The organism is Methylobacterium sp. A49B (assembly GCF_053346215.1).
The window spans coordinates 38989-63798 of sequence record NZ_JBKFBO010000016.1 but is presented as its reverse complement, the minus strand read 5'-3'; the positions used below and the strand labels follow the sequence as shown (position 1 = coordinate 63798).

At 71.9% G+C, this 24810-nt stretch carries 20 protein-coding genes; 11 read left to right on the top strand and 9 right to left on the bottom strand.

Annotation, left to right across the window (positions count from 1 at the left end; all coding sequences use genetic code 11):
- Window positions 1-435 precede the first annotated feature (435 nt).
- The 4 genes from ACLBX9_RS02110 to ACLBX9_RS02095 all read left to right on the top strand — a co-directional run bounded on the left by ACLBX9_RS02110 (window position 436) and on the right by ACLBX9_RS02095 (window position 3800).
- Window positions 436-1320 (top strand): LysR substrate-binding domain-containing protein, encoded by an 885-nt coding sequence (locus tag ACLBX9_RS02110; RefSeq protein WP_447717727.1) that lies wholly within the window; start codon window positions 436-438, stop codon window positions 1318-1320.
- 180 nt (window positions 1321-1500) lie between these two features.
- Window positions 1501-1845, top strand: coding sequence for an MliC family protein (locus ACLBX9_RS02105; RefSeq protein ID WP_447717726.1), 345 nt, complete (start codon window positions 1501-1503; stop codon window positions 1843-1845).
- A gap of 17 nt (window positions 1846-1862) precedes the next feature.
- Window positions 1863-2039, top strand: a complete 177-nt coding sequence (locus ACLBX9_RS02100; RefSeq protein WP_447717725.1) for a hypothetical protein — start codon at window positions 1863-1865, stop codon at window positions 2037-2039.
- Between the two features lie 72 nt (window positions 2040-2111).
- On the top strand, window positions 2112-3800 hold the full coding sequence (locus tag ACLBX9_RS02095; protein WP_447717724.1) for a thiamine pyrophosphate-binding protein: 1689 nt from the start codon (window positions 2112-2114) through the stop codon (window positions 3798-3800).
- Between the two features lie 25 nt (window positions 3801-3825).
- On the opposite strand, the gene ACLBX9_RS02090 is transcribed toward ACLBX9_RS02095, so the two are convergent.
- Together ACLBX9_RS02090 and ACLBX9_RS02085 are read right to left on the bottom strand one after the other, a co-directional pair.
- Complete coding sequence (locus tag ACLBX9_RS02090) at window positions 3826-4569, bottom strand: dienelactone hydrolase family protein (RefSeq protein ID WP_010686830.1); 744 nt, start codon at window positions 4567-4569, stop codon at window positions 3826-3828.
- A 138-nt stretch (window positions 4570-4707) separates the two neighbouring features.
- Complete coding sequence (locus ACLBX9_RS02085) at window positions 4708-6036, bottom strand: Nramp family divalent metal transporter (RefSeq protein WP_447717723.1); 1329 nt, start codon at window positions 6034-6036, stop codon at window positions 4708-4710.
- A gap of 156 nt (window positions 6037-6192) precedes the next feature.
- On the opposite strand from ACLBX9_RS02085, the gene mntR reads away from it, so the two are divergent.
- Window positions 6193-6654 carry a manganese-binding transcriptional regulator MntR gene (gene mntR / locus ACLBX9_RS02080; protein ID WP_447717722.1) on the top strand — a complete coding sequence of 154 codons (462 nt, stop codon included), beginning with the start codon at window positions 6193-6195 and terminating at the stop codon, window positions 6652-6654.
- Between the two features lie 15 nt (window positions 6655-6669).
- On the opposite strand, the gene ACLBX9_RS02075 is transcribed toward mntR, so the two are convergent.
- Window positions 6670-7866 (bottom strand): zinc-binding metallopeptidase family protein, encoded by a 1197-nt coding sequence (locus ACLBX9_RS02075; RefSeq protein ID WP_447717721.1) that lies wholly within the window; start codon window positions 7864-7866, stop codon window positions 6670-6672.
- Between the two features lie 216 nt (window positions 7867-8082).
- Here ACLBX9_RS02075 and ACLBX9_RS02070 point away from each other — a divergent pair, with 216 nt between their 5' ends.
- From ACLBX9_RS02070 to ACLBX9_RS02060, 3 genes are read left to right on the top strand one after another with little or no spacing between them, the layout of a single operon-like run.
- Complete coding sequence (locus tag ACLBX9_RS02070; RefSeq protein ID WP_447717720.1) at window positions 8083-11361, top strand: transglutaminase family protein; 3279 nt, start codon at window positions 8083-8085, stop codon at window positions 11359-11361.
- Between the two features lie 13 nt (window positions 11362-11374).
- On the top strand, window positions 11375-13912 hold the full coding sequence (locus ACLBX9_RS02065) for a circularly permuted type 2 ATP-grasp protein (protein WP_447717719.1): 2538 nt from the start codon (window positions 11375-11377) through the stop codon (window positions 13910-13912).
- A complete protein-coding gene (locus ACLBX9_RS02060; protein ID WP_447717718.1) occupies window positions 13909-14808 on the top strand; it encodes a transglutaminase family protein in 900 nt (299 codons plus the stop codon). The genes ACLBX9_RS02065 and ACLBX9_RS02060 overlap by 4 nt, the downstream gene beginning before the upstream one ends.
- A gap of 102 nt (window positions 14809-14910) precedes the next feature.
- On the opposite strand, the gene mfd is transcribed toward ACLBX9_RS02060, so the two are convergent.
- The 3 genes from mfd to ACLBX9_RS02045 form a co-directional block, all read right to left on the bottom strand.
- Complete coding sequence (mfd, locus tag ACLBX9_RS02055) at window positions 14911-18513, bottom strand: transcription-repair coupling factor (protein WP_447717717.1); 3603 nt, start codon at window positions 18511-18513, stop codon at window positions 14911-14913.
- A 397-nt stretch (window positions 18514-18910) separates the two neighbouring features.
- Window positions 18911-19141, bottom strand: coding sequence for a hypothetical protein (locus ACLBX9_RS02050; protein ID WP_010686822.1), 231 nt, complete (start codon window positions 19139-19141; stop codon window positions 18911-18913).
- A 25-nt stretch (window positions 19142-19166) separates the two neighbouring features.
- Entirely contained in the window at window positions 19167-19463 is a 297-nt protein-coding gene (locus ACLBX9_RS02045; RefSeq protein WP_010686821.1) for an FAD assembly factor SdhE, read from the bottom strand.
- A 191-nt stretch (window positions 19464-19654) separates the two neighbouring features.
- Here ACLBX9_RS02045 and ACLBX9_RS02040 point away from each other — a divergent pair, with 191 nt between their 5' ends.
- From ACLBX9_RS02040 to ACLBX9_RS02030, 3 genes are all read left to right on the top strand, one after another.
- Window positions 19655-20632 (top strand): quinone oxidoreductase family protein, encoded by a 978-nt coding sequence (locus ACLBX9_RS02040; RefSeq protein WP_010686820.1) that lies wholly within the window; start codon window positions 19655-19657, stop codon window positions 20630-20632.
- 9 nt (window positions 20633-20641) lie between these two features.
- The gene (pncA, locus tag ACLBX9_RS02035; protein ID WP_447717716.1) at window positions 20642-21268 is read left to right on the top strand and encodes a bifunctional nicotinamidase/pyrazinamidase; all 627 of its coding nucleotides are present in this window, start codon (window positions 20642-20644) and stop codon (window positions 21266-21268) included.
- 109 nt (window positions 21269-21377) lie between these two features.
- The gene (locus ACLBX9_RS02030; protein WP_447717715.1) at window positions 21378-21578 is read left to right on the top strand and encodes a hypothetical protein; all 201 of its coding nucleotides are present in this window, start codon (window positions 21378-21380) and stop codon (window positions 21576-21578) included.
- 39 nt (window positions 21579-21617) lie between these two features.
- Here the strand turns inward: ACLBX9_RS02030 and ACLBX9_RS02025 are convergent, their stop codons facing one another.
- The 3 genes from ACLBX9_RS02025 to rimO form a co-directional block, all read right to left on the bottom strand.
- The gene (locus ACLBX9_RS02025) at window positions 21618-21857 is read right to left on the bottom strand and encodes a hypothetical protein (RefSeq protein ID WP_447717714.1); all 240 of its coding nucleotides are present in this window, start codon (window positions 21855-21857) and stop codon (window positions 21618-21620) included.
- A gap of 154 nt (window positions 21858-22011) precedes the next feature.
- Complete coding sequence (dinB, locus tag ACLBX9_RS02020) at window positions 22012-23094, bottom strand: DNA polymerase IV (protein WP_447717713.1); 1083 nt, start codon at window positions 23092-23094, stop codon at window positions 22012-22014.
- Window positions 23095-23305: 211 nt separating this feature from the next.
- Window positions 23306-24652, bottom strand: coding sequence for a 30S ribosomal protein S12 methylthiotransferase RimO (gene rimO, locus ACLBX9_RS02015; protein ID WP_010686815.1), 1347 nt, complete (start codon window positions 24650-24652; stop codon window positions 23306-23308).
- Window positions 24653-24810: the final 158 nt, after the last annotated feature.

The window sequence follows — 24810 nt, the reverse complement described above, 5'->3', positions numbered from 1 at the left end:
CGAGCGACGCAGTCGCCGCGGCCCCGCCGCGGCACGCGCCGCATCGCGCCGACAGACCAGATTGGGGATTTTGCCATCGCCACAAAGGATTCTGAATTTCGTAGAAAATGTTGGTTCGGCGCGAGTTAAAGGATGATGAATTGTCTTTGATCGGCCAAAAATTCAATACATAAATGCATCTGAGTCACTACAAATAAAAGGCGTGATTTTTCCCGGAAGTACTGGAATTGCTGTCAGCTGGCGGATACAATTCCGAGAATGAAGGTATTTACAGCTCCGGCCTGTCGGAGCGCTTATGAACAGGATCGGCCCGGCCGTGCGTGTGCGGTTCGGCTTCCGGGCCTGTGCGGCGGGGGAAACGCTGACACCGGAAGGGGCCGGCGCTACGGTCGGCCCCCGGCCGGCGGGGAGGGCGCGTCGGGAGGCGCCTGCGCGATGATGCGGTTCGATCTCGTCGATCTCGGCCTGTTCCGGCACGTGGTCGAGGCCGGCTCGATCACCCACGGGGCCGTGCGGGCGAACCTCGCCCTGGCGGCGGCCTCGACGCGGATCCGGCTGATGGAGGACTCCCTCGGCGCCGCGCTCCTGACCCGGAGCCGGCAGGGCGTCAGCCCGACCCCGGCCGGGCGCGCACTCCTCGTCCACGCCCGGGAGGTCCTGGCCGGGGTCGAGCGGCTGCGCGAGGAGATGTCGGCCTTCTCGGGCGGGGCCTTCGGCCAGATCCGGGTGCTGGCCAACACCAACGCGCTGACCGAATTCCTGCCGGAGGCGCTCTCGGCCTTCCTGGCCGGGCATCCCGGGATCGGCGTCGAGATCGACGAGCGCACCTCCGAGGAGATCGTCGGACTGGTGGCCGAGGGGGTGGCCGATCTCGGCATCCTGTCGGGCACCGTGGATACCGGCTCGCTCCAGACCTTCCCGTTCCGGGAGGACCGGTTCGTGCTGGTGGCGGCCCGGGACCATCCCCTGGCGGTGCGCGGGGCGATCCCCTTCGCGGAGGTGCTCGGCCACGACCTCGTCGGCCTCGACCGGCGCAGCGCCATCAGCCGGTTCCTCGTCGCCCAGGCGGTGCGCGAGGGCCGGCCGATGCGCCTGCGGGTGCAGTTGCGCGGCTTCGACGCCGTCTGCCGTCTGGTCGAGGCCCGGGTCGGCCTGGCGGTCCTGCCCGAGAGCGCGGCCGCCCGGGCCGCGCAGGGGCTGAGCCTCGCGGTGGTGCCCCTCGCCGACCCCTGGGCGAAGCGCGACCTGACCCTGTGCCTGCGCGACCTCGACGGGCTGCCGCCGTTCATCCGGGCCTTCGTGGCGGAGCTTCGGGGCTAGAGCGCGCTCCGCCGACGGGAGGTCGGTTCGGCATCAGGAGGCGCCGTCATCAGGGGTCTGATGCCGTGCGGGACAGGGGCTGCCGACGCGACCCGCGCAAACGGGTCTCCCGGCAGGCTGCCCGCCGCGATCCGGCTGCCCTAAACTGACGGCTGCCGGAGCCGAATCGCAGGAGCCATCGTGAACCGTCCGCCGTCACGCAGGGGCATCGCGCTCCTTCTCGCCGCAGGATTCCTGGTTCCGGCGGTTCCGGCGTGGGCCGCATCGTCCGCGATCCGCAGGGTCGCCTTCGCCTGCCCCGCCGGGCAGACCCTCACGGTCGCGTTCGACACCGGCGACCTGAACGCGCCGGCCGTCGTCAACCCGCCCGCCGGTCCCGCGCTCACCCTGCCCGTCCAGCCGCACGCGGACGGGATCTGGTACGGGGATGCGCGCCACGAACTGCGCGGCCGGGGGCGCACGGTGACGTGGACGGAGGCGGGCAAGCCCCCGCTCACCTGCACGGAGTCCGGCGCCGGCGAGTGAGTGCCGCGGATGTCGCGATGACCTGTCCGATTCAGGTCCACGGGCCGTCCCGGCTCGCCACGCCCGGCCTGGGCCGGGCCACCATGGGCCGGGCCACGATCGCGGCCTTCTGTGCCGACCCGGTCAAGCGGGACTGCGGCCTCCGCAGCCTGCGCACCAGCCTCGACGCCCACGGCCTCGCGCTGGAGCCGTAGAGCCGCCGGGGCATTGCCCCGGACCGCCCTTGGTTTAGCCTCCGGCTGATTCCGTCGGAGGAGACTGGGACGATGCCGATCGAGACCGTGGAGGCCGCCGGCCGCCGCCGGGGCGCCAATCTCCTGGTGGAGGTGCTGCGCTCGGAGGGGGTGCGCTACATCTTCGGCAATCCCGGCACCACCGAACTGCCGCTGATCGACGCCCTCACCGAGGCGCCGGACATCGCCTACATCCTGGCCCTGCAGGAGGCGACCGCGGTGGCCATGGCGGACGGCTACGCGCAGGGCGCGCGCCGGCCCGCCTTCCTCAACCTGCACACGGCGGGCGGCCTCGGCCACGCCATGGGCGGGCTGGTGAACTCCCAGGTCTCGGGCACGCCGCTGGTGGTCACCGCCGGGCAGCAGGATCTCCGCCACGCGCTGACCGACCCGCTGCTGATGGGCGACCTCGTCGCCATCGCCGACCCGGTGATGAAATGGGCCCGCGAGGTGACGAGCCCGGACCAGATCCCGATTCTGCTGCGCCGCGCCTTCCACGATGCGGGGGCCGCCCCCTCCGGCCCGGTCTTCCTGTCCCTGCCCATGGACGTGATGGAGGCGATGAGCGCCGTGCCGGCCGGCGAGACCTCGACCATCGACCAGCGGGCGGTCGCTGGCTCCCTCGACCGCTTGGCCGAAAAGCTCGCCGCCATCGCGCCGGGCCGCCTCGCCCTGATCGCGGGCGACGAGATCGACGCTTCCGACGCCTCGGCGCAGATGGTGGCGCTGGCCGACCTGCTGGCGGCGCCGGTCTACGGCTCGTCCTGGCCGGCCCACATCCCCTTCCCCACCGCGCACCCGCTCTGGGCCGGCAACCTCCCGACCCGGGCCGACGCCATCGCCGACATCCTCGGGCGCTACGACGCGGTGTTCGCGCTCGGCGGCAAGTCTCTGATCACCGTGCTCTACTCGGACGTCTCGGCGGTGCCGCCGGGCGTTCAGGTGTTCCAGCTCTCGGCGGACGTCCGCGACCTCGGGCGCACCTACGCCACCTGCCTGTCGACGGTGGGCGACATCCGCGCCTCGCTGGACGCCCTGCTGCCGCTGCTGGCTCCCCGCCTCGCCGACCGGGCCGATGTCTTCGAAGGGTTGCGCAGCCAAGCCGTGACCGTCCGGGCCGAGCGGCGGGCGAAGCTCGCCGCCGCCGCCGACGCGGCCTTCGAGGATCCGGTGATCGCGCCGCTGGTCGCCGCCCGGGAGGTCGCCCGCGCGGTCGGGGCCGAGACCACCATCGTGGACGAGGCGCCCGCGACGCTGACCCACCTGCGCACCTTCCTCGACAGCCCCTCGGCGCATCAATACGCGGCGATGCGCGGCGGCGTCCTCGGCTGGGGCATGCCGGCGGCGGTGGGCTTTTCCCTGGGCCTCGACCGCGCGCCCGTGGTCTGTGTCGTGGGCGACGGGGCCGCGATGTATTCGCCGCAGGCCTTGTGGACCGCCGCGCATGAAAAGCTGCCGGTCACCTTCGTGGTGATCAACAACGCCGAGTACAACATCCTCAAGACGTTCATGAAGGGCCAGGCGCACTACGCCTCGGTGCGCGCCAACCGCTTCATCGCCATGGACCTCACCGACCCGCGGGTCGATTTCTTGGCGCTCGCCGCCTCCATGGGGGTGCCCGCCCGGCGGGTGACGGCCGCCACCGACATCGCCCCGGCGATCGAGGCCGGGATCCGGTCGGGGGGCGCCAACCTCGTGGAGGTGGTGGTGCGGGCGACGTGATCGGACCCGGCGCGCGGGCGCTCGCTCAGCCCGCGCGGCGCAGCGTGCGCCCGAAGAGTCCGAGCATCGCGTCCCAGCCGCGCGCGGCGGCGGCTGGGTCGTAGACGGGAAAATCCGGCATCATCCAGCCATGCGCGGCGGGATAGGTCTCCGCCCCGTACCGGACACCCCCCTGGCTCAGCGCCGCCTCCAGCCGCTCGGCCATCTCGGGCGGGTAGCTGCGATCATTCTCGGCCGCGGCGATGTAGACCTCCGCCTTCAGTTGCGGCGCGAGGCGGTGGGGACTCGCCGGCTCATCGGTCGCCAGATTGCCGCCGTGAAAGCTGGCCACGGCCGCGAAACGCTCGGGATACGTCCCGGCCGCCGTCAGCGCCATGCGGCCGCCCATGCAGAAGCCCACCGCCCCGACCACGCGGCCCGCGACGTCGTCCCGGGTATCGAGATAGGCGAGCAGAGCACCCGTATCCGCGGCCGCCTTCACGTTGTCGGTCGTGGCCATCAGCGGCCCCAGGATGGTGCGGAAGTCGCCCTTGAACACCTCCGCGGGCACGAATGGCTCGTACGGTCCGTAGCGATAGAAGAGGTCCGGCAGCAGCACGAGATAGCCGCCCGCCGCGAGCTGCCGCGCCATGTCGAGCAGACCCGGCCGGATGCCGCCGGCATCCATGTAGAGGATCGCCGCGGGCCAGGGCCCGGCGCCCTCGGGCGTGACGACGTGTGTCGGGCACGTCCCGTCCTGGGTTCGGATCGCGACTTCTTGGACGACCATGGGGCGTTCCTCGACCGGGCGGTGAGGCCTTCTGCGCCCGGTCACCGGAAACCGCCAGGGGGCGGAGGCCGGTTTGTCGAACACCCGTTCCTGCCCGTCCGGATCCAGGACGGGCGTGCCGGCAGCGGGCGCGCGGACTCACTCCAGTCCCGGCACCGGCACCCCGAAGGCCGCCGCCAGCAGCACCATGTTGAGCGCGAGCACCACCGCGGCCCCCGCCACCGCGGCCGCCTGGGTCAGCGGCCCGTTGGCGAAGGGACCCATCACGCTGCGCCGCCGGGTGAACACCACCAGGGCCACCATCGGCACCGGCAGGGCGAGCGACAGCACCACCTGGGACAGGACCAGCGCCTGCGTCGGGTCGACGCCGATCGCCACCACCACGAAGGCCGGCAGCATCGTCACCAGCCGGCGGACGAGGAGCGGGATGCGCCAGCCGGTGAAGCCCTGCATCACCAATTGCCCGGCAAGCGTGCCCACCACCGAGGAGGAGATCCCGGAGGCGAGGAGCGACACCAGGAAGGCCGCCCCCGCGGCGGGACCCAGCAGCGGCGTCAGGGTGCGGTAGGCCTCGCCGATCTCCGCCACCTCGCTGTGGCCGAGATGGAAGGCCGCCGCCGCCATGATCACCATCGCCATGTTGACGAGCCCCGCCAGCAGCAGCGCCACCACCACCTCGCGGTTCGAGTAGCGCACCAGCAGGCGCCGGTCGGCCTCGGTGCGGGGATTGCCCCGGCTCTGCGTGAGGCCCGAGTGCAGGAACAACGCGTGCGGCATCACGGTGGCGCCGATGATCCCCACCGCGATGGTGAGCGCCTGCGCGTCCGGAATTTTTGGGGTGACGAGGCCCCTGGCGGCCTCGCCCCAGGCCACGGGCGCCACCAGCAGCTCGACCGCGTAGCAGAGGCCGATCGTGCCGACCATCGCGCCGATGGCGATCTCCAGCGGCCGGAAGCCCTCGTGCTCCAAGAGGAGGATCGCGTAGGTGACGATCGCGGTGATCCCCATGCCGGCCATCAGCGGCATGCCGGTGAGCAGCGACAGGCCGATGGCGCCGCCGAGGAACTCCGCGAGGTCGGTGGCCATGGCGGCGACCTCGCTGATGCCCCAGAGAGCCAGGCGCACCGGCCGCGTCGTCGCGTCCCGGCAATGCTCGGCGAGGTTCTTTCCCGTCACGATCCCGAGCTTGGCCGAGAGCGCCTGGAACAGCATCGCCGTGAGGTTGGCGAGCAGCACCACCCAGAGCAGGCCGTAGCCGTAGCGGGCGCCGGCCTGGATGTTGGTGGCGAAGTTGCCGGGGTCCATGTAGGCGATCGACGCCGTGACGGCCGGACCTGCGAACAGCAGGAACCGGCCGCGGCCGCCCTTCCGCCCGTCGAGGACGTCGCGGATGGCGCCCTCGGTCCGCCGGCTCATCGCTCCGGGCGCGGCGCCGCCCGGGGCCGTCGCGGCGTTCGGCGCCACCATGATCACCCCCACCTCAAAGATATAGCGTAGGCTATATTCACGGCTGAGCCCGTCGGATGCAAGAGGTGCGTGCCGCTCTCACGGGACTCCCCTGCCGGCCCCGGTGTTTGCTAGACAGGGCGGGGGCGGCGCATGCGAGCCGAGAGGGGGAAGCCGATGCAGGATGCATCCGAGCCGGGCTCGCCGGAGACCGTGCTGGTCGATCCGGAGCGGCACGTGGAGAGCTTCCGCCAGGCGCGCGAGGCGAGGCGCTCGGAGCTGGTCGAGGATTACGTCGAATTGATCGACGACCTGATCGGCGACGGCGGCGAGGCGCGGCAGGTGGACATCGCGGCCCGCCTCGGCGTGGCGCAGCCGACCGTCGCCAAGATGCTCAAGCGCCTGTGCGAGGACGGTTTCGTCCAGCAGCGGCCCTATCGCGGCGTTTTCCTGACCGAGGCCGGCCGGCGGCTGGCCGCCCAGGCCCGGGAGCGCCACCGGATCGTGGAGCGCTTCCTCTGCGCGCTGGGGGTGAGCCCCGAGACCGCCCGGCGGGACGCGGAGGGGATCGAGCACCATGTCAGCGCCGAGACGCTGGAGGCGTTCCGGGCCTTCGCGGAGCGGCACGGGCGGACGTGACCGGCCGCCCCGCCCTCACACCGTCGGCGCCGCCACCTTCTGGCGCAGGCCCAGGATCACCGCCCGGAGCATCTCGGCCCCGGCCTCGCCGGCATCCGGCAGGGTGCCAGTGCGGGAGGCGTAGATCCGCTCGTGCACGAAGGCGAGCTTGGCGATCACCGCGGGCGTCAGCTTGAACGGGTAGAGCGCCGGCTGGCCCATGCTGTGGGACAGCGAGTTGATCGCGTAGGTCAGCGGCAGCCACGCGGCGATCAACCGGTCGAGATCCAGGGTGTTGTAGGGATCGAAGTCGATCACGGTCGGCGCCTGCGGCACCGCATGCGCCCTCTGACGCAGGCGCGGGCGCACGTGCAGCTCGAAGGTCGAGGCGGTCTCGACCGTGTCGACGATGTGCAGGTAATGCGCGAAGGTCTCGGCGAAATCCTCCCAGGGATGGGCGGTGGCGTAGGCCGAGACGTAGGCCTCGTCCCAGTCGGCCGGCGCGCCCCTGGCGTAGTGGTCCTGCAGGGCCTGGACGTAGTTCAGCCGCTCGTCGCCGAACAGCGCCCGGAAGGGTTCCCAGGAGGGGCTGTTCAGCACCAGCAGATACCAGAAGTAATGCCCGATCTCATGCCGGAAATGACCGAGCAGCGTGCGGTAATGCTCGCCGAACAGGATCCGGCGGCGCTCCCGCTCGACATCGTCGGCCTCGGCGATGTTCATGGTGATCAGGCCGTTGATGTGGCCCGTCAGCACCGGCGGCCCGCCGGAAAAGCTCTCGGACGGATCGACCAGGAAGTCGAAGGCCAGGCCGTCGGTGTACTGGGCGCGGGTTGCCAGCGGCAGTTCCAGGCGCAGCAGCGAGTAGAACAGCCGGTGCTTGGCCGCCTCGATCTGCCGCCAGCGGGTCAGGTTCCAGCCCTGCGACAGGTCCGGCACCACGCGGTTGTGGCGGCAGGCGGTGCAGTAGATGTCGGGGCTGTCCTCCGGCACCAGCCAGTTGCAGGCCTCCGACAGGGCGTTGTTGCAGCGCCGGTAGCGCCGGCCGGGATCCGCGTAGGCGTGGAAGACCTGGGCGCCGCCCATGAGCGGATGGGCCGAGAAACCCTGCGGCTCCAGGGCCGAGACCTCGTGGACCGCGCAGGTATAGCCCAGTGGCCGCGCGCAGCTCTCGCAGGCGGTCGCCTCGAAGGTGACCGGCTGGTCGCAGGCCTGGCACTGGAAGATCTTCATCGTGCGGTCCCGGACCGGCCGGCGGTCCACCAGCCGGTCAAGCGGGGCCGGCCGGCAAAGTTCCTGCCAAAAGCTGCGGGGAGCCGCCGTCACCGCACGAAAATTGCTTGTGCCCCGATCTGTGTCGCATAACCGCGCGGTGGGGGCCGACGCTCGACCTGCCGCGATGTCCGGTACCGGCTACGAGGCCGTATTCATCCTTCAAACGGAGCCATCGTGTCGATCAAAGCCGCCCTGCACCACGTCACGCATTACCGCTACGACCGGCCGATCAGCCTCGGTCCCCAGGTGATCCGCCTGCGCCCGGCCCCGCACGCGCGCACCAAGGTCCCGGCCTACGCGCTGACGGTGACGCCCGCCAACCACTTCCTGAACTGGCAGCAGGACCCGAGCGGCAACTGGCTCGCCCGCCTCGTCTTCCCGGAGAAGACCGACGAGTTGAAGATCGAGGTCGACCTCACCGCCGACATGGCGGTGATCAACCCGTTCGACTTCTTCGTGGAGGACTACGCCCAGGCCCATCCCTTCCCGTACCACGCCGACCTCGCGGAGGAACTGGCGCCCTACCGCGCCGCCGTGGATGCCGAGTGCCCCGAGATGGAGGCGCTGCTGGCCTGCCTTCCTGAAGAGCCCAACACCGTCCAGTTCCTGGTGGCGCTGAACGGCCTGATCGCCCGGGAGACCGCCTACGGCGTCCGGATGGAGCCCGGCGTCCAGACCCCCGCCGAGACCCTGCGGCTCAGGAGCGGGTCGTGCCGGGATTCCGCGTGGCTCCTCGTGCAGGTGCTGCGCCGGATCGGCTTCGCCGCCCGGTTCGTCTCCGGCTACCTGATCCAGCTCGTCCCCGACACCACCGCGGTGGACGGCCCCACGGGCGCGTCGGCCGACTTCACCGACCTGCACGCCTGGGCCGAGGTCTACCTGCCGGGCGCCGGCTGGGTCGGCCTGGACGCGACCTCGGGCCTGCTCACCGGCGAGGGCCACATCCCGCTCGCCGCGACGCCGCACTACCACTCGGCCGCGCCGATCTCGGGGGCGATGGAACCCGCCGAGACGACCTTCGACTTCGGGATGAGCATCACCCGCGTCGCCGAGACGCCGCGGATCACCAAGCCGTTCTCGGACGCGGTCTGGGCGTCCATGGACGCGCTGGGCGAGAGGGTCGACGCCGACCTCGCCGCGCAGGACGTGCGGCTCACCATGGGCGGCGAGCCGACCTTCGTGTCGGTGGACGATTTCGAATCGCCCGAGTGGAACATCGCGGCCGTCGGACCCACGAAGCGGGGGCTCGCCGACCAGCTGATCCGGCGCCTGCGCGACCGGTTCGGGCCGGGCGGCCTGCTCCATTACGGCCAGGGCAAGTGGTATCCCGGCGAGAGCCTGCCCCGCTGGGCCTTCGCGCTCTACTGGCGCAAGGACGGCAAGCCGATCTGGCGGAACCCGGAGCTGATCGCGCCCGAGACGGTCGCGGGTGAGGGAGGCCGAGCCACCATCGCGCAGGCCAAGGCGCTCGCCGACGCGCTGGCCCGCCGCCTCGGCCTGTCGGATTACGTCATGCCGGCCTTCGAGGACGGCGAGGTCTGGGAGAAGAAGGCCGCGGAGCTGCCGGACAACGTCACGCCGGCCGCGGCCCGGTCCGGCTCGGCGGAGTTCGACGCGCGGATCAAGCGCGTCTACGATCGGGGGCTGGCCGAGGCGGCGGGCTACGTCCTGCCGCTCGCGAGCCTGCCCACGGGCAAGGACGGCGAGGCCGACCGCGTCTGGATCTCGGAAGCCTGGGCGTTCCGGCGCGGCGCCGCCTTCCTGGTGCCTGGAGATTCACCGGTGGGCTTCCGCCTGCCTCTGTCGTCCCTCCCCTACGTGCCGCCCGAGCACTACCCCTACTACCAGCCGCAGGACCCGCTGGAACCCCGCGCGGCGCTGCCCGACGGCCATCCCGGGGAGAAGACCGCCAACGGCTCCGGCATCACCGGCGTCGCGGTGCGCACGGCCCTGTCGATCGAGCCCCGGGACGGGGTGGTGCGGGTGTTCATGCCGCCGGTGCAGCGCGTCGACGAGTACCTCGAGCTCGCCGCCCACCTGGAGGCGGCGGCCGCGGAGCTGAACCTGCCGATCCAGATCGAGGGCTACGAGCCGCCCTACGACCCGCGGATCGGCGTCATCAAGGTCACCCCCGATCCCGGCGTGATCGAGGTGAACGTCCACCCGGCCGCCTCCTGGCGGGAGGCGGTTTCCATCACCACCGACCTCTACGGCGAGGCGCGCCAGACCCGGCTCGGCGCCGAGAAGTTCATGACCGACGGGCGCCACACCGGCACCGGCGGCGGCAACCACGTGGTCATGGGCGGCGTCACGCCGGACGATTCCCCGTTCCTGCGCCGGCCCGACCTGCTCAAGAGCCTCGTCCTCTACTGGCAGCGCCACCCGGCGCTCTCGTACCTGTTCTCGGGCCTCTATATCGGCCCGACCAGCCAGGCCCCGCGCATGGACGAGGCCCGCCACGACGGACTCTACGAGCTGGAGATCGCGCTCGCCCAGATCCCCGCCCCCGACGCGCCGAACATCCCGCGCTGGCTGGTCGACCGGGTGTTCCGCAACATCCTCGTGGACGTCACCGGCAACACCCACCGGGCCGAGATCTGCATCGACAAGCTCTACTCGCCGGACGGGCCGACCGGGCGCCTCGGCCTCCTGGAATTCCGCGCCTTCGAGATGCCGCCGGACGCCCGGATGAGCCTCGCCCAGCAACTGCTGCTCCGCGCCCTCGTGGCCTGGCTGTGGCGCGAGCCGCAGGCCGGAGGCTGTGTCCGCTGGGGCACGAACCTCCACGATCGGTTCATGCTGCCGCATTTCCTCTGGTCCGACTTCCTCGGGGTGCTGGAGGATCTCCGGGCGGCGGGGTACGATTTCGATCCGGTCGCCTTCGAGGCGCAGGCCCTGTTCCGCTTCCCGGTCTTCGGCACGGTCGAGCAGGGCGGGGTCCGGATGGAATTGCGCCAGGCGCTGGAGCCCTGGCACGTGATGGGCGAGGAAGGGACCAGCGGGGGTACCGTGCGCTTCGTCGACAGCTCGGTCGAGCGGCTGCAGGTCAAGGTCGAGGGCTTCGTGCCGGAGCGGCACGTCATCGCCTGCAACGGCCGCCGCCTGCCCATGACCTCCACCGGCCGCGGCGGCGAGGCCGTGGCGGGCCTGCGCTTCAAGGCGTGGCAGCCGGCCTCCTCGCTGCACCCGACCATTCCCGCCCACGCGCCGCTCACCTTCGACATCCTCGACGCCTGGAGCGGGCGCTCTCTGGGCGGCTGCCGCTACCACGTGGCCCATCCGGGCGGGCGCAACTACGAGACCCATCCGGTCAACGCCTACGAGGCGGAGGGGCGGCGCCTCGCCCGGTTCCAGCCGCACGGCCACACGCCGGGCCGGGTGGAGATGCCCCGAGCGGAAGCGAGCGCGGAGTTCCCGCTCACCCTCGACCTGCGGACACCGGCCCCGCAATGACCGGGAGACGGTGATGGAGGCGGCGCTCGCGGCGAGCCCCGCCCGGGCCGAGCCGGCGGAGGATCCGCGGGCGCGCGTCGCCCGCTGGGCCGCGGGGTACCGCCCCGCCCCCGGCCGGCCGGACGAGTTCCTGGGCCCGGACGGACAGCCCCGCGGAGCCTGGCCGCGCCTGCTCGACGCACTCGGCAGCCTCACCGAGCCGGAGATCATGGCCCGGTTCGTCGCGGCGGAGCGGCACATCCGGGACGCGGGCATCTCGTTCCGCATCGCCGGCGACCAGCGCGAGCATCCCTGGCCGCTCGGCTGCCTGCCCCTGGTGATCGAGGGGTCTGAGTGGGAGGCGCTCTCTGCCGGGATCGTCCAGCGCGCGGAGCTGATGGAGGCGATCCTCGCCGACGTCTACGGCCCGGGCCGGCTGGTCGCCGACGGGCTCCTGCCCGCCGCGATCGTGGCCGGCACGCCCGAATTCCTGCACCCGCTCCACGGCGTCACGCCCCCCGGCGGCCACTACCTGAAGCTCTACGCCGCCGATCTCGGCCGTGGCCCGGACGGCCGCTGGCAGGTGCTGGCCGACCGGACCCAGGCGCCTTCGGGCCTCGGCTGGGCGCTGGAGAACCGGATGGTCCTGGCCCGGACGTTTCCGGACTTCGTCCAGGATCTCCACGTCGAGCGCCTGCCGGCCTTCTTCCAGGCGTTCCGCGACGGCCTGGCCCTGGGCGCCGAGCGGTCGGACCCGCGGATCTGCCTGCTGACCTCGGGGCCCTACAGCAGCACCTATGTCGAGCAGGCGGCGCTCGCCCGCTATCTCGGGCTGATGCTGGTGGAGGGTGACGACCTCGTCATGCAGGACGGACGCCTGCAGGTGCGCACCGTCTCGGGCCTGAAGCGCGCCGACGCCCTGTGGCGGCGGATCGACGCCGACTTCCTCGACCCCCTGGAGCTGAACCCGGCCTCGCGGCTCGGCGTGCCGGGCATCCTGGAGGCCCTGCGCAACGGCTCCCTGGTGATGGCCAACATGCCGGGATCGGGGCTGGTCGAATCGGCCGCGCTCGCGCCCTACCTCGACGGCATCGCCCGCCGGGTGCTCGGCGAACCCCTGCGGCTCGGCCATCCGCGCGCGTGGTGGTGCGGCGATCTCGAAGGCTTAGGCCACGCCCAGGCGAACCTCGACAGCCTGACCCTGCGCCCGGCCGCCACGCCCCAGCGCGGGGCCGGGCGCGACGCGATCCTGGCGGGTCCGGTCCTGGCGGCCGAGCGGGAGCGGGTCGTGGCGGCCCTGCGCGACCGGCCCTTCGACTACGTCGCCCAGGAGGCCGCGCCGCTCTCGACCATGCCGGGGTGGGGGCGCGGCGCGGACGGCCTTTCCCTGGTGCCCCGCCCCTTCGTGGTCCGCGTCTTCGCCACCCGGACGCCGCTCGGCTGGCAGGTGATGCCCGGCGGCTTCTGCCGGGTCGCGGAGCGCGAGGATGTCGACCCGATCGAGCTGCGGCTCGGCATCCGTTCGGCGGATGTCTGGGTCCTGTCGGAGAAGCCGGTCGCCGCGCCCCTGATCGGCGCGCAGGCGGCCCCGCGGGTGCGGCGGGTCGGCGGCCACCTCCCCGCCCGGGCCGCCGACGGCCTGTTCTGGCTCGGGCGCTACCTGGAGCGCAGCGAGGCGGTGATCCGGCTGGTGCTCGCCCATCTGCGCAGCGTCGGCGACGCGGTCGGGACCGACATCTCGGGCGCCCTCGACACCCCGGCGGCCCTGGCACTCCGGGCGCTCCTGCACGACTGGGGTGCCACCGGCGCGGCCGACCTGCCCACCGCCCGCCTCGCTCAGGAGGCGCTCGCCGGGCGCGAGCGGCCGGGCTCGGCCCGGTCCCACATCGGCGCGGCCCGCCGCAACGCCGCCGCGCTCCGCGCCCGCCTGTCCGGCGAGGCGTGGCGGGTGCTGGCCGACCTCAACGAGTTCCTGTCCCTCAACGCCGAGCGGGCCTTCACCGAGTCGCAGCTCGCGGGCCGCGCCGAGCGGGCCCTGAGCCACCTCGCGGCGCTCGCCGGCCTCACCCACGAGAACATGAGCCGGGCCGAGGGCTGGCACTTCATCGAACTCGGCCGGCGGATCGAGCGGGCGATCAACACCTGCGCCTTCGCGCTGGCCTTCGCCAACGACGAAGCGACGCCGGGCTGCCTCGGGGTGATGCTGTCGCTCAGCGACTCGCAGATCAGCTACGGGCGCCGCTACCTGCAGGGGGCGGCCCTCGACCCGGTCCGCGACATGGTGCTGCTCGATCCCTACAACCCGCGCTCGATCGCCTTCCAGGCGGAGGCGATCACCCGGCACCTCGCCGACCTGCCGGCGCTGGCCGCGGACGGCATCCCCGAGCCCCATCGCCGCCTCGCCATCCGGATCCTGTCGGAGCTGCGCAGCGGCGAGGCCGCCGATTTCGACGCCGTGCGCCTCACCGCCCTCGGAACCGATCTGGAGCGCCTCGCCGACGGCATCGCGGCCCGCTACTTCCCCACGGGGCCGAACGCGCTGCGTCCCGAGAAGCTGACGGGGCTCGCGTGATCTACACGCTGCGCCACCGCACCACCTACCGCTACGGCAAGCCCGTGCACTTCGCCCGCTGCACCCTGCGGCTCAAGCCGCAGGACGGCGAGGGGCAGAGCGTGCTGGCGAGCGCCGTCACGATCGATCCGAGCCCCACCCGGGCGGTGATGCGGCGCGACTATTTCGGGATCGACGCGGTGGCGCTCACCCTCGAGGTGCCCCACACGACCTTCAGCGTCGAGGCGCTCTCCACCGTGCGGGTCGAGCGTCCGGCCCCACCGCCGCCGGAATCCGGGATCGCCTGGGAGCAGGTCCGCGCGGGCGTGGTGGCCGGGCGTGATCTCGGCGGCCGGGCGCCGGTCCATTTCCTGTTCCCGAGCGGCCGCGTCCCGCTGCTGCCCGCGGTCACCGACTACGCGCGCGCCAGCTTCGCGCCCGGCCGCAGCGCCTACGGGGCGGCCCATGACCTGATGCTGCGGATCGGCCAGGATTTCCGCTTCGATGCCAAGGCCACCACCGTCTACACGCCGCTCGCCGAATCCTTCGCGCTGCGGGCTGGGGTCTGCCAGGACTTCGCCCACGTGATGATCGCGGCCCTGCGCGGCATGGGCCTGCCGGCGGCCTATGTCAGCGGCTACCTGCGCACCGTGCCGCCGCCGGGCCGGCCGCGTCTGCGGGGCGCGGATGCGAGCCACGCCTGGGTGGCGGTCTGGTGCGGCGACGGCTGGCTCGGCCTCGACCCGACCAACGGCGTCGCGGTGCGGGACGACCACATCGTGGTGGCCCGCGGCCGCGATTACGGCGACGTGGCGCCGGTCGACGGCATCGTCAGCGGCTCGGGCAAGCAGCGCCTCAAGGTCGAGGTCGACGTCATTCCCGACACCGAGACGCAGGATCTCGCGCTGGTCGGGTGACGGCCTCCGGAGACGGGCGCGGGGGGCAGCGCCCGCCTGCCCTCAAGTCCCCTGCCCTCAAGTCCCCTGCCCTCAAGTCCCCTGCCCTCAAGTCCCCTGCCCTCACGCCGCCTTCTTCCCCCGCTCGGCGATCTTCACGAGGCTGCGCAGCACCTCGGTGGCGGTCTTGAGCCGGGCCGGGACGGTGTTGAGCTCGCGCACGAACACGACGCTCATGTCGGGCCGCACCTTCGCGAACGACGCCTGCTCGGCGACGAAGGCCACGAGCCCCTGCGGGTTGGCGTAGGAGCGGTCGCGGAAATGGACCACCACGCCCTTCGGGCCGGCCTCGACCTTCTCGACGTTGGCCTTGAGGCACAGGATCTTGATCGTGCCGATCTTGAGGAGCTGCTCCACCTCCGGCGGCAGCGGCCCGAACCGGTCGATCATCTCGGCGCCGAAACTCTCCATCTCGGCATCGTCCTGGAGGGTGGCCAGCCGCCGGTAGAGCGCGAGCCGCACCCCCAGATCCTCGACGTAATCCTCCGGGATCGTGACCGGGGCACCCAGCGCGATGGTCGGCGACCACGCCTCCTCGGGCACGTCCTCGATGCCGGCCTTGAGCGCGGTCACCGCGTCCTCCAGCATCTGCTGGTAGAGCTCGTAGCCGACCTCCTTGATGTGGCCCGACTGGGCGTCGCCGAGAAGGTTGCCGGCGCCGCGGATGTCGAGGTCGTGGGAGGCGAGCTGGAAGCCCGCGCCCAGCGTGTCGAGGCTCTGGAGCACCTTGAGGCGCTGCTCGGCCTGGGCGGTGAGCTGGCGGTTCGCCGGCGTCGTGAACAGCGCGTAGGCACGGGCCTTCGAGCGGCCGACGCGGCCGCGCAGCTGGTAGAGCTGGGCCAGACCGAACATGTCGGCCCGGTGCACGATCAGCGTGTTGGCGGTGGGGATGTCGAGGCCCGATTCCACGATCGTGGTCGAGAGCAGGACGTCGAACTTGCCCTCGTAGAAGGCGGTCATCACGTCCTCGAGCTGCCCCGCCGCCATCTGGCCGTGGGCCACCGCGACCTTGATCTCGGGCATCTCGGCGTCGAGGAATTTCTTGACCTCGGCGAGATCCTCGATCCTGGGCACGACGTAGAAGGCCTGGCCGCCGCGGTAGCGCTCGCGCAGCAGCGCCTCCCGGATGGTCAGCGGGTCGAACGGCGTCACGAAGGTGCGCACCACCAGCCGGTCGACCGGGGGCGTGGCGATGATCGAGAGTTCCCGCACCCCCGTCATGGCGAGCTGGAGGGTGCGCGGGATCGGGGTCGCCGAGAGGGTCAGCACGTGCACGTCCGCCTGGAGCGCCTTCAGCCGCTCCTTGTGGGCCACGCCGAAATGCTGCTCCTCGTCCACGATGATCAGGCCGAGATCCTTGAACGCGATGTTCTTGGCGAGCAGCGCGTGGGTGCCGACCACGATGTCGACGGTGCCGGCGATGAGTCCGGCCCGGGTCTGCTTCATCTCCCCGGCGGAGACGAAGCGGGAGAGCTGCGCCACCTGGACCGGCAGGCCCTTGAAGCGCTCGGCGAAGGTCCTGTAGTGCTGGCGGGCGAGCAGCGTGGTGGGCACGATCACCGCCACCTGCTTGCCGGCGATCGCCGCCGCGAAGGCCGCGCGCAGCGCCACCTCGGTCTTGCCGAAGCCGACATCGCCGCAGACCAGCCGGTCCATCGGGCGGCCGGCGTTGAGGTCGTCCAGCACCGCGTCGATGGCGTTGGCCTGATCCTCGGTCTCCTCGAAGGGGAAGCGGGCGGCGAATTCCTCGTACAGGCCCTCCGGCGCCTTGAGCGACGGGGCCTTCTTGACGAAGCGCTGGGCCGCGACCTTGATCAGCTCGCCCGCCATCTCGAGGATGCGGCGCTTCATCTTGGCCTTGCGGGCCTGCCACGCGCCGCCGCCGAGCCGGTCGAGGGCGACCTCGGAATCCTCCGAGCCGTAGCGGGTCAGGAGCTCGATGTTCTCCACCGGCAGGAGCAGCAGGCCGCCGGTATAGGCGAGTTCCAGGCAATCGTGCGGGGCGCCGGCCGCATGGATCGTCTTCAATCCGGAAAAACGGCCGATGCCGTGGTCGGCATGGACCACGATGTCGCCGGGCTGGAGCGCCTGCACCTCCAGGATCACGTCCTGAGGCCGCTTGGCCTTGCGCTTCTGGCGGACCAGCCGGTCGCCCAGGATGTCGCCCTCGGAGACGACGGCCAGCTCGCCCGCGGTGAAGCCCGCCTCCAGGCCCCAGACCGCCACCGCCGCGTCGGTGCCGCGCTTGAGCGCGTAGACGTCGGTCAGCCGGGTGATCGCCACGGGCTTCTTGAGGCCGTGGTCGGTGAGCACGCCGCAGAGCCGGTCGCGCGACCCGTCGGACCAGGCTCCCAGGATCACGTGATGACCGGATCCCTGGAGGTCGCGGATATGCGCCACCGCGGCGTCGAACACGCTGGCGTTCTCGTCGGCCCGCTCGGGGGCGAAGTTCCGTCCGGATTTCGCGCCGCAATCGATGACCGCACGCTCGGGAGATTCCGGCTGCGCGAAGGGCGTCAGCCGCGCCACGGTGGCGGTGGCGATCCGCTCCTTGAGCTCGTTCGGCGTCAGGTAGAGGGCGCGCGGCGGCAGGGGCTTGTAGGGGGCGACGCCGGCCTGCGGCGTCTTCATCGCGCCCTCGCGGGCTTGGTAGTAGTCCTGGACCAGGGCGATCCGCTCGGCGGCGGCGTCCTCCACCTGCGGGTCGAAGACCAGCGGCACGCCGCCGAGATAGTCGAACAGCGTGTCGAGGTGGTCGTAGAACAGCGGCATCCAGTGCTCGAGGCCGGCGTAGCGCCGCCCCTCGCTCACCGTCTCGTAGAGCCGGTCGTCCCGGGTCGCCGCGCCGAAGCTCTGGATGTAGTTCTGTCGGAAGCGCCGGATCGTCTCGGTGGTGAGCTGGACCTCGCTCATCGGCATCAGATCCAGCGAGCGGAGCTGGCCGGTGGTGCGCTGCGTCTCCGGGTCGAAGGCGCGGATCGATTCCAGCGTGTCGCCGAAGAAGTCGAGGCGGATCGGCGCGGCCAAGCCCGGCGGCGACAGGTCGAGGATGCCGCCGCGGACCGCGTACTCGCCGGTGTCGCGCACGGTGCCGGTGCGCAGGAAGCCGTTGGCCTCGACCCACGCCACCACGTCGTCCATCGCCACGACGTTGCCGATCGCCGCCGAGAACGCCTCCCGGGCGATGTGGGTGCGGGGCGGGACCCGCTGCACCAGGGCGTTGACGGTGGTGCAGAGGATGCGCGGCCGGTCCTCGGCCGAGCGGGTGCGGGCGAGGCGGGCCAGCGCCGTCATCCGGGCGGCGGCGACCGCGGTCGTCGGCGAGACCCGATCGTAGGGCTGGCAGTCCCAGGCCGGCAGGCTCATCACGTCCATCTCGGGCGCCACGAAGCCCAGAGCCGCCTGGAACGCGGCGGAGCGTCCGGAATCGCGGGCCACGTGGACCAGCACGGCGGGCGCATCGACGGTGGGCGCCAGGGCGCGGGCGAGATCGGCGAGGGCCAGGGCGTCGAAGCCCTCCGGGGCGTTCGCCAGGACCGGGCTGTCGCCGCGCTTCAGGGCGTCGATCGCCCGGGCGAGGGCCGAGGATTTCGGCAGCGCGAAGCGCGCGACCTGAGGCTTGGGGGCTGGGGCGGACGCGGGGGGCTTGGGTTGCGGCTTGGCCATCGGGTCTTTCGCGGGGAATCCCGCCGGGCGCATCAGGGGCAGATGTCGGGTGGCGTTAGCCCATCGGGCCAGCGCGATAAAGCGTTCCCGCGGTCACGGCTGAACGCACCCTATATGGCGGCTCCGCCGCGGCATGGAACGGCTGTTCGGCCGCGCTTCGGGGACACGCATGGCCCGGCCCGGAGCGCCTTGCGGATCGCCACTTCCAGGCGGAAGAGATCGGCCGCACCGTCTTTGCGCGCGCAGCGAAGCAATCCAGCAGCGCCGCACCTCCGGAAGTCGCGCTGCCCTGGGTCACTTCGCTGCGCGCGTGATGACGCGGCGCGCGGCCTCGGCCGAGAGCTTCAATGGCCGAGAGCTTCGATCGGATGCGACGGAAGCCTGCGGCCCGCGCCGCTCACGCGTCCGGCCCGACGATCTCCGCCAGCGCCGCCTCGACCCGGCCGCGGAAGAAATCCGCGTTGGGCATGTGCTCGGTCATCGCGGCGGCCCGGCCCGTCGCCTGCCGCAGGATCTCGGCGCGCAGGGCCGGGTCGGAGCGCTCCATCATCTCCAGCATGATCCGCACCACCAGCTCGGTGGCGATCGACCGGGCCGGGTGGTCGTAATTGGGCTTCGGTTCGTCCATCGCGGGCTCTCTCGAAGGGGCTCTCTCAGGAATGGATCGGCGCGTCGTGCCGGTGGAACGCCCGCACCCGCCGCCAGACCGACGTGTCGTAGTTCGAGGGCGTCTCCACCTCGCCGGTGAGCCACTTGAACAGGTCGCGGTCCGGGACCTCGATCAGCGCCTCGAACTGGTCGAGCTCGTCCTCCGACAGGTCGCCGATCTCGGCATCGGCGAAGCGGCCCATGATCAGGTCCATCTCGCGGATGCCCCGGTGCCAGGCGCGGTAGAGGAGTCGGCGGCGGCGCGGATCGAGGTCGGCGCTCGTGCGGGTGGTGCCGGACATGGATGTCGGACCTCGGCTCGGAGAATGGCAGGGCCTAGATAGGCGTCCGGGGCCGGCGGATCCAGAACGGGGCTTCGGCCGGACGGGTTACAACCGGAGCGTGGGCGGGCAAAAAGAAATTGCCTCCGCCGGACGCTCCGTTATCTCGGAGGCCAACGCCCCCGGACGGGGCGGCGAGCGGGAGTCCAACGATGCCGAAGGCGATCCGGGTCTACGAGTACGGCGGTCCCGAGGTGATGCGCTTCGAGGACGTGCCCCTGGCCGAGCCCGGCCCCGGGCAGATCCGCGTCAAGCAGGCCGCCATCGGCGTCAATTTCATCGACATCTACTTCCGCACCGGCGCCTACAAGTCCCCGCACATGCCCTACACCCCCGGCAAGGAGGGTGCCGGCACCGTCACGGCGGTCGGCGAGGGCGTGACCCAGTTCAAGCCCGGCGACCGGGTCGCCTACGGCTCGGTGGCGGACGGCTGCTACGCCGAGGAGCCGGTGATCCCGGCCTCCGCGGCCGTGCCGATCCCCGACGGGGTCGACGAGAAGACCGCCGCCGCGATGATGCTCAAGGGCCTCACCGTCGAGTACCTGCTGCACCGGACCTACGCGGTGAAGCCCGGCGATACGATCCTGTGGCAGGCGGCCGCCGGCGGCGTCGGCCTGATCGCCTGCCAGTGGGCCAAGCACCTCGGCGCCACGGTGATCGGCACCGCCGGCAGCCCCGAGAAGGCGGAACTGGCCAAGCAGAACGGCTGCGACCACGTCATCCTCTACCGCGAGGAGGACGTGGCCAAGCGCGTGCGCGAGATCACCGGCGGCAAGGGCGTGCCGGTGGTCTACGACGGCGTCGGGCAGGCGACCCTGATGGGCTCGCTGGACAGCCTCGCGCCGCTCGGCCTGCTGGCGAGCTTCGGCTCGGCCTCCGGGGCGATCACCGGGCTCGACCTCGGCCTGCTCGCCCCGCGCGGCTCGCTCTACGTGACGCGCCCGACGCTCGCGACCTTCTCGGCGAACCGCGCCACCCTGGAGGAGGCCGCCGCCCGCCTGTTCAAGGTGGTCCGCGACGGCGCGGTGAAGATCGCCGTCAACGCCACCTACCCGCTGGCCGAGGCGCAGCAGGTGCACCGCGACCTCGCGGGCCGGGAGACCACCGGCTCGATCGTGATGCTGCCGTAGGGACCGGCCGTGACGCCCGGCAGGGCCGACCTGCTCCTCGTCATCGACGTGCAGGTCGATTTCCTGCCGGGCGGCGCCCTCCCCGTCCCGGGGGGCGACGCGGTGATCGGGCCGATCAACGCGCTCCAGCACCGCTTCCGGCACGTGGTGCTGATGCAGGACTGGCACCCGGCCGACCACGTCTCCTTCGCCGACACCCATCCGGGGCGGGCGCCGTTCGAGACCGTGGCGCTGCCCTACGGGCCCCAGGTTCTGTGGCCCCGGCACTGCGTGCAGGGCAGCGCGGGCGCCCGGTTCGCGCCGGACCTCGCCACCGACCGGGCGAGCCTCGTGGTCCGCAAGGGGCTGGATCCCCGGGTCGACAGCTACTCGGCCTTCCTGGAGGCCGACCGGACGACTCGCACCGGGCTGGCCGGGGCGCTCCGGGAGCGCGGCATCACCCGCGTCGTCCTGTGCGGCCTCGCCACCGATTTCTGCGTCGCCTGGAGCGCGCTGGACGCAAGCGACGCGGGCTTCGAGGTCTGGGTGGCGGAGGATGCGGTGCGGGGGATCGACGTGGACGGGTCGCTCGCGCAGGCCTGGGCGCGGATGGACGCGGCGGGCGTGCGCCGGATCGCGGCGGCGGAGATCGGCTGAGCCTTGGCTGAGCTCCTCCAGGTACGGGAGGCGAACCGCCGCACGGGGGCCGGGAGACCGCCCCCGCCGCGATGCGTTGGCCTGTCACCAGAACCCGACAGGAGACTGCATGTCCTCCAAGCATCTGAAGACCGACACCCCGACCGATGCCGACCTCAAGGGCAACCCCGGCATCGGCACGTCGAAGGGCATGAGCGGCGCCGACCCGGCGGATCTGCAGGCGGACTCGACCTTCGAGGGCGACGTGGACAACGAGACGAAGGTGGACGGCGGTGTCGATCCCGATCACCGGCCGCGCAAGAACGCCTGACGGAAGGCCCGGGGCCCTATGCCCCGGGCTCTCGGTCGCTCAGCGGGCAGGCGCGCGCGCGGGAGCCTTGTGCCGCTGCGGGGCGGGGGCGGCCGGGCCGGTGACGGTCGCGTCGCCGGGCCCGGTCGTCGGGACGTAGAGGCGGCCGGGGCTCGCGGTGTAGCCCAGCAGCAGGGCCGTGTTGGCGGCGCTGAAGGCGGAGTTGCTGTCCGCACGCGCAGCCCCCGCGGACAGGCTCAGGGCCAGAGCGGTGGCGAACCGCACCGTGTTATCTGACATGTGACGGATCCTTCGATGCGGGCGGTGTTCGGTCGGTCCGAAACCACACCCGATGACTGCAATCTGGGTCCGCACTCCCGCGCTCAAAGTGCGGCAACGCACGATAGGCGCCGCATCATATCGTAAGACTATTTACCAAAAATTGATATTGAGCTCAAAGTTCTAACCCGAGTTGCAGCGGTCCGTCCGGCTCGTCCTGCGCGAAGCCCGACAGCGACACGCCGATCAGTCGCGCGCTGCGCCGCAGGGGGAACAGGCCGGCGAGCAGGTCGAGGCCGATCCGCTCCAGGCCGGCCCGGTCGGCCACGGGGGTGGGGAGCGACTTCGCCCGGGTGACCTGGGCGAAATCCGAGAACTTGAGCTTGAGGGTCACGGTCCGGGCGCGCATGCCCTTGGCGTCGGCCCCGGCCCAGACCTTGTCGAACAGCGGCGCCAGCCGGGCGGCCAGGATCTCGAAGGCGGCGGTGTCGTCCGAGAAGGTGGTCTCGGCGCCGATCGACTTGCGCACCCGGTGGGCGCGCACGGGCCGCTCGTCGATCCCGCGGGCGACCGCGTGGTAGTAGGCCCCCGCGGAGCCGAAGGTCTCGCGCAGGCGCTCGACCGTCCAGGCGCGCAGATCCGCCCCGGTCTCGATCCCGAGCCGCTTCATCTTCGCCTCGGTGACCGGGCCGACGCCGTGGAACCGGCCGATCGGCAGGGCGGCCACGAAGTCGGGCCCCATGGCGGGGGTGATGACGAACAGGGCGTCGGGCTTCCTGTGGTCGGACGCCACCTTGGCGAGGAACTTGTTGTACGAGACCCCGGCCGAGGCCACGAGCCCGGTGCGCTCCAGGATCTCGGCCCGGATCGCCTTGGCGACGGCCGTCGCGGTCGGGAGTCCCAAAAAATTCTCGGTGACGTCGAGATAGGCTTCGTCCAGGGCGACCGGCTCGATGATCGCCGTGTGGCGGGCGAAGACCGCGCGGATCTCGTCGGAGACCGCCCGGTAGACCTCGAAGCGCGGCTTCACGAACAGCAGGTCCGGGCAGAGCCGCCGCGCGGTGGCCGACGGCATGGCCGAGCGGACGCCGAACCGGCGCGCCTCGTAGCTCGCCGCCGCCACCACGCCCCGCTCCCGGGAGCCGCCCACCGCCAGCGGCAGGCCGCGCAGGGCGGGATCGTCGCGCTGCTCCACCGAGGCGTAGAACGCGTCCATGTCGATGTGGATGATTTTTCGGAGCGCGACCTCCGGATCCATCGCTGCCTCGGAGATCCGCCGTGAGTTCCTGCTCTGTTCCAGAGACGGCGGCGGGAGGGTGGGGTCAAGGTGTATTGGTCAGGGCTCAACAGGAGTCCTGTCCGCGCCCGTCATCGCGAGCGCAGCGAAGCGACCCAGGGCAGCGGGACCTCCCGGCAGCGTAGCGTCACCCTGGATTGCTTCGCGGCGCTCGCAAAGACGGGGGCCGCCGTCAGGCGACGCTGCCGTACAGGTCGTAGGCCTCGGCCCGGTCGATCTTCACGGTGACGATGTCGCCGACCCGCACCGGGCGCCGGAAGGCGGCGTGGACATTCCCGTCGATCTCCGGCGCGTCGGCCTTGGACCGGCCCTTCGCGACCCCGCCCTCGACGGCATCGACGATGATGGGCAGCCGCTTGCCGACCTTGGCCCGCTGCAGCCGGAGCGCGATGCCGTTCTGGGTCTCCATGAACCGGCGCTTGCGCTCGGCCTTCACCGCCGGCGGCACGAGGTCGCCGAGCGCGTTGGCGGTGGCGCCCGCCACCGGCTCGTACTCGAAGCAGCCGACCCGATCGAGCTTGGCCTCCTGCAGCCAGGCCAGCAGCTCCTCGAACTCGGCCTCGGTCTCGCCGGGGAAGCCGACGATGAAGGTCGAGCGGATCGCGAGGTCCGGGCAGGTCTGCCGCCAGCTCCGGATCCGGTCGAGCTGGCGCTCCTGGTTGCCGGGGCGGCGCATGCGCTTGAGCACCGACGGGCTCGCGTGCTGGAGCGGCATGTCGAGATAGGGGAGCACCTTGCCCTCGGCCATCAGCGGGATGACCTCGTCCACGTGCGGATAGGGGTAGACGTAATGCAGCCGGACCCAGGCCCCGAGCGCGCCGAGTTCCTTGGTGAGGTCGTAGAACTTCGCGCGGACCTGGCGGTCCTGCCACGGGCTCTCACTGTAGCGGATATCGACCCCGTAGGCGCTGGTGTCCTGGCTGACGACCAGCAGCTCCTTCACGCCGGCCTTCACGAGCTTCTCGGCCTCGCGCAGCACGTCGGCGGCCGGGCGGCTGACGAGGTTCCCGCGTAAAGACGGGATGATGCAGAAGCTGCAGCGGTTGCTGCACCCTTCCGAGATCTTCAGGTAGGCGTAGTGGCGCGGGGTGAGCTTGATCCCCTGGGGCGGCACGAGGTCAAGGAACGGGTCGTGGGCCGGCGGCACCGCCTCGTGGACGGCCGCCACCACCGACTCGTAGGCCTGCGGCCCGGTCACCGCCAGGAGGTCGGGGTACTTCTCGCGGATCTCCTCCGGCTGCGCGCCCATGCAGCCGGTGACGATCACCCGGCCGTTCTCCGCCATGGCCTCGCCGATGGCCGAGAGCGACTCCGCCTTGGCCGAATCGAGGAAGCCGCAAGTGTTGACAATCACCACGTCGGCCCCGTCGTGCCGGCGCGCCAGCTCGTAGCCCTCGGCCCGCAGGTGCGTGAGGATCCGCTCGGAATCGACGAGCGCCTTCGGACATCCGAGCGAGACGAACGAGATTTTGGGGGCGGCTCCGGGAGCGGGGCCGCGGGGGGCGGGCGTGGCGGTCATGGCCTTCGGATCGGGCGGTCCCGGCCGGCGACCGAAGGTCGGTCGCCCGGAGCTGAGGACGAAAAGGATCGGGGTCGCGCTTTCTATACAGGCTCCCGGCCCCCGGCGCGAGACCGGCCGCCGCAGGGGTGACCGGCCTCGTGCGCGAGTCTGACGTC

Coding starts and splice junctions, on each gene's coding strand:
- ACLBX9_RS02090 (WP_010686830.1), bottom strand. CDS start 4,569: ATGGTCGTCCAAGAAGTCGCGATCCGAACCCAGGACGGGACGTGCCCG.
- ACLBX9_RS02075 (WP_447717721.1), bottom strand. CDS start 7,866: ATGAAGATCTTCCAGTGCCAGGCCTGCGACCAGCCGGTCACCTTCGAG.
- mfd (WP_447717717.1), bottom strand. CDS start 18,513: ATGGCCAAGCCGCAACCCAAGCCCCCCGCGTCCGCCCCAGCCCCCAAG.
- ACLBX9_RS02065 (WP_447717719.1), top strand. CDS start 11,375: ATGGAGGCGGCGCTCGCGGCGAGCCCCGCCCGGGCCGAGCCGGCGGAG.
- ACLBX9_RS02085 (WP_447717723.1), bottom strand. CDS start 6,036: ATGGTGGCGCCGAACGCCGCGACGGCCCCGGGCGGCGCCGCGCCCGGA.
- mntR (WP_447717722.1), top strand. CDS start 6,193: ATGCAGGATGCATCCGAGCCGGGCTCGCCGGAGACCGTGCTGGTCGAT.
- ACLBX9_RS02040 (WP_010686820.1), top strand. CDS start 19,655: ATGCCGAAGGCGATCCGGGTCTACGAGTACGGCGGTCCCGAGGTGATG.
- dinB (WP_447717713.1), bottom strand. CDS start 23,094: ATGGATCCGGAGGTCGCGCTCCGAAAAATCATCCACATCGACATGGAC.
- ACLBX9_RS02050 (WP_010686822.1), bottom strand. CDS start 19,141: ATGGACGAACCGAAGCCCAATTACGACCACCCGGCCCGGTCGATCGCC.
- ACLBX9_RS02030 (WP_447717715.1), top strand. CDS start 21,378: ATGTCCTCCAAGCATCTGAAGACCGACACCCCGACCGATGCCGACCTC.
- rimO (WP_010686815.1), bottom strand. CDS start 24,652: ATGACCGCCACGCCCGCCCCCCGCGGCCCCGCTCCCGGAGCCGCCCCC.
- ACLBX9_RS02045 (WP_010686821.1), bottom strand. CDS start 19,463: ATGTCCGGCACCACCCGCACGAGCGCCGACCTCGATCCGCGCCGCCGC.
- ACLBX9_RS02110 (WP_447717727.1), top strand. CDS start 436: ATGATGCGGTTCGATCTCGTCGATCTCGGCCTGTTCCGGCACGTGGTC.
- ACLBX9_RS02100 (WP_447717725.1), top strand. CDS start 1,863: ATGACCTGTCCGATTCAGGTCCACGGGCCGTCCCGGCTCGCCACGCCC.
- ACLBX9_RS02025 (WP_447717714.1), bottom strand. CDS start 21,857: ATGTCAGATAACACGGTGCGGTTCGCCACCGCTCTGGCCCTGAGCCTG.
- ACLBX9_RS02095 (WP_447717724.1), top strand. CDS start 2,112: ATGCCGATCGAGACCGTGGAGGCCGCCGGCCGCCGCCGGGGCGCCAAT.